At 64.2% G+C, this 3,861-nt stretch carries 1 protein-coding gene; it reads right to left on the bottom strand.

The window, feature by feature from the left end; all coding sequences use genetic code 11:
* The coding region (locus tag NP552_RS25810; protein WP_274097319.1) for a condensation domain-containing protein at window positions 1-3,861 on the bottom strand (3,861 nt) is incomplete at both ends.

The raw sequence follows: 3,861 nt of genomic DNA, 5'->3' as shown, positions 1-3,861 counted from the left end.
CGCGCAATCAGCGCATGGGCGAGCTGGTTGGCACGGCTGTTGAGTTCGGCATAGCTCAGGTGCTGCCCGCCGAACACCAGTGCCGGCGCGTTCGGTGTCTGTTGGACCTGCGCCTCGATCAATTGATGAACCGGTTGCTCGAGTGGATAGTGGGTCGATGTCAGGTTCCAGTCGAGCAGTACGGTGTGCTGTTCCTGCGGTGCAAGCATCACCAGGTCGCCGATGGCCTGGTCTGGCGAGTCGAGCATCGCCCTCAGCAGCCTGAGCAGCGAGTGAGCGAGCTTCTCGACCGTGGCGGTATCGAAATGCGCCTGGTCGTAACTTGCCTGCAAGGTCAGCATCGCGCCGAAGCCGACCATCAAGGTCAAGGGATAGTTGGTCTGCTCATGGGTACGGATGCTGCCAAAGTGCAGTGTTGTGCTTGGCGTCTGTTCCAGGGCTTGCGAAATCGGATAGTTCTCGAACACCAGAAGGGTGTCGAACAGGCTTTCGGCGTTCTTGCCGGCCAAGCGTTGAATCTCGAACAACGGGGTGTGTTCATGTTCTCGCAAGCTCAGGTTCTGCGCCTGCACCTGCTGCAGCCATTGGCCGACGCTGAGCTCGGGCAGCGGCGTGGCGACCACTGGCAAGGTGTTGATGAACAGCCCCAGCTGCTGTTCCACCCCGCTGAGCTCCGCCGGGCGACCGGAGACGGTGGCACCGAAGCAGACCGTCGCCTGTGCGCAGTAACGCTGCAGCACGATCAGCCAGGCTGCCTGAACCAGTGTGTTGGGGGTCACCTTCTGCTGGCGGGCAAAGGTCTCGAGCCGGGCAGTGTCGGCCTGTTCGAGCGCGGCTTCGAGGTGTGCGTGGCCGGACCCCGGTGAGCGTTGCGCAGTGATGGCCGCTGCAAGCCGAGTGGGCGCATCGAGGGTCTGTACCTGGGCTTTCCAGAACGTCTCGCTCAGTGCCGGGTCCTGCTGTTGCAGCCAGGCGATGTAATCGCTGTAGCGACCGCTGGACTGGGGCACGCGCTGGCCATGGTAGCGCTGCATCACCTCACCCATCATCTGCGAGTTGCTCCAGCCATCCATCAGGATGTGATGGTGGGTGTAGATGAGGTGATGGCTGTCCTCGCCGGTGCGGACCATGAACAGGCGCAGCAATGGCGGTTGCTGCAGGTCGAACGGCTGCATCAGCTCTTCGCCAGCCAGGGTGTCCAGCGCTGCGCTGCAACCCTGGCGCTCGCGCCAGTCCAGTACGCTGAACGGCAGTTCGACTCGCTTGTGCACCACTTGCAGCGGCTCGTCGAGCTGGCCCTGCCAGAGGAAACCGCTGCGCAGGATGTCATGGGCATCCACGGTGGCCTGCCAGGCAGCCCGGAAGCGTTCTGCATCCAGGCCGCGTACGTCCAGGCGCATCTGATTGATGTAGTTACCTGCTTGTTGCTGGTAAAGGGTGTGAAACAGCATGCCCTGTTGCATCGGGGCCAGCGGGTACAGCGTTTCAACCTGCTGGGCCGAAAGGGGCAGTGCATCGAGCTGCGCCTGGCTCAAACGGGCCAGAGGCACGTCCGACGGCGTCAGGCCGTGGTTGTCGGCCTGCAGGCAGTGCTCGATCAGGCGGCTCAGCGAATGCAGGTAATCTTCGGCCAGCCCTTCAATGGTCGATGCATCGTACATTGCGCTGTTGTAGCCCCAGGTCAGGCTCAGTTCACCGGCAAACACCTGGCAGTTGAGGGTCAGCCAGTTGCTCTGCGGGGCGTCCAGGCTCTGCCCGATACCTGCGCTTTCTGCAGCGGGGGCAAACAGCGCACCCTCGTCACTGTCGAAGGTGCCATCGAGCTGGCCCAGGTAATTGAACGTCAGGCGTGGCACAGGCAGTTGCTGCATGGTCTGTTGCGTCTGTGCATCGCCCAGGTAGCGCAAGGCGCCGAAGCCGATGCCCTTGTTGGGGATGGCGCGCAGTTGCTCCTTGATCTGTTTGATCGTGCCACCCAGCGTACTGGCCGGGGTCAGGCGTACCGGGAACAGGCTGGTGAACCAGCCGACGGTACGGGTCAGGTCCATGTCTTCGAACAGCTCCTCGCGGCCATGCCCTTCGAGTTGCAGCAGCAGGTCGTCGTGACCGCTCCAGCGCGTGATGACCTGCGCCAGCGCGCTGAGCAGCAGGTCGTTGACCTGGGTGCGATACGCCGCCGGTGCCTGTTGCAGCAACTGGCGGGTGCGTTGCTTGTCCAGCACGACCTGCACACTGTTGCTGTTGCGGTTGATCAGGCGATCGGCTGCACGGTCGCAGGGCAGGTCATTGCTCGCTCCGTGCAACTGCTGCCAGTAGGCGAGTTCCTGGTCCTGCCCGGTGTGCCTGGCGAAAGCCTGCAACTGTTCGGCCCAGGCACGCAGCGAGCGGGTCCTGGCGGGCAGTTCGACAGCGTGCCCGGCCACTGCACGGCGGTATGCTGCCTGCAGGTCTTCGAAGAGAATGCGCCACGACACGCCATCGACCGCCAGGTGGTGAATCACCAGCAACAGGCGCTGGCTGCCATCGGCGAGCTCGGCAAGCAGCGCACGGACCAGGCCGCCTTCCAGGTCCAGGCTACGCTGCGCCGATTCGGCCAGTGCTTGTAGCGCATGCGCATCACTGACTGTGTGTTGCCACAGCAGCGGTGTGTGTGCCCAGGCTTCGCGCTGGGCCGCTTGCGAACGGTACTCGCCGGTCCAGCCGCGGGCGGTTTCGGTGAACTGCAGGCGCAAGGCGTCGTGGTGCAGCACCAGGCTTTGCAGGGCCTGCTCCAGCGCCGCCGCATCAAGCCTGGCGTTGGCCTTGAGCAGTACGGCCTGATTCCAGTGATGCCGCTCGGGCATCGGCAGTTCGAAGAACATCTGCTGGATCGGCAGCAATGCCGTTTCGCCCTGCAAGGGCGATTGGTCGACAACCGAGCGTGCATCGCTGGTCTGGGCAACCGTGGCCAGGCGCTGGATGGTCTGGTGTTCGAACAGCGCCTTGGGAGTGAAGCGGATACCGGCCTGACGGGCGCGACTGACGACCTGGATCGAGATGATCGAGTCGCCGCCCAGTTCGAAGAAGTTGTCGGTAACGCCCACGTGATCAAGCTTGAGTACCGCCTGCCAGATAGCGGCCAGTTGCTGTTCCAGTGGGTTGGAGGGAGCGACATGCTCGCTGCGCATGGCTGCGTCGCCGATGCCGGGCAGAGCCTTGCGATCGAGCTTGCCGTTCGGGCTCAGCGGCAGTTGTTCCAGCAGTATCAGGTGGGTTGGCACCATGTAGTCGGGCAGACCGGTCAGCAACTGCTGGCGAACAGCATCGCGCCATTGCGCCTGCTGCGCACTGCTGGCCGACGCCAGGGTGGCGTCACTGGCCACCAGGTAGGCGGCCAGTTGCAGGCCGCTGCCTGCTTCAACGGCCAGCACGCTGGCCTCGCGAACGCAGTTCAGTTCGAGCAGGTACGCTTCGATTTCACCGAGTTCGATACGCAGGCCGCGGATCTTCACCTGGTGGTCGACTCGCCCCATGTAGTCGATCACGCCGTCGGCGCGTTGGCGTGCCAGGTCACCGGTACGGTACAGGCGCTGGCCGGCGCCGAACGGGCTGGCGACGAAGCGCTCGGCGGTCAGCGCGGCACGGCGGTGGTAACCGCGCGCCAGGCCTGCACCGGTCAGGTACAACTCGCCGGTGGCACCCGCCGGCAACGGCAGCAGGTCGGCACTGAGCACGTACGCGCCCAGGTTGGCGATCGGCTGGCCGATCGGCACGCTGTTGCGACCTTCGTCGCGGCAGGTCCAGTGGGTCACGTCGATGGCGGCTTCGGTGGGGCCATACAGGTTGTACAGGCCGGCGTTCGGCAACTTGGCGAACACCTGT

Source organism: Pseudomonas sp. 8209 (assembly GCF_028682105.1).
GTDB classification, from domain to species: domain Bacteria; phylum Pseudomonadota; class Gammaproteobacteria; order Pseudomonadales; family Pseudomonadaceae; genus Aquipseudomonas; species Aquipseudomonas palmensis.
Note: the sequence above shows the minus strand (reverse complement) of the source record. Positions and strands in the feature narration are given on the sequence as shown.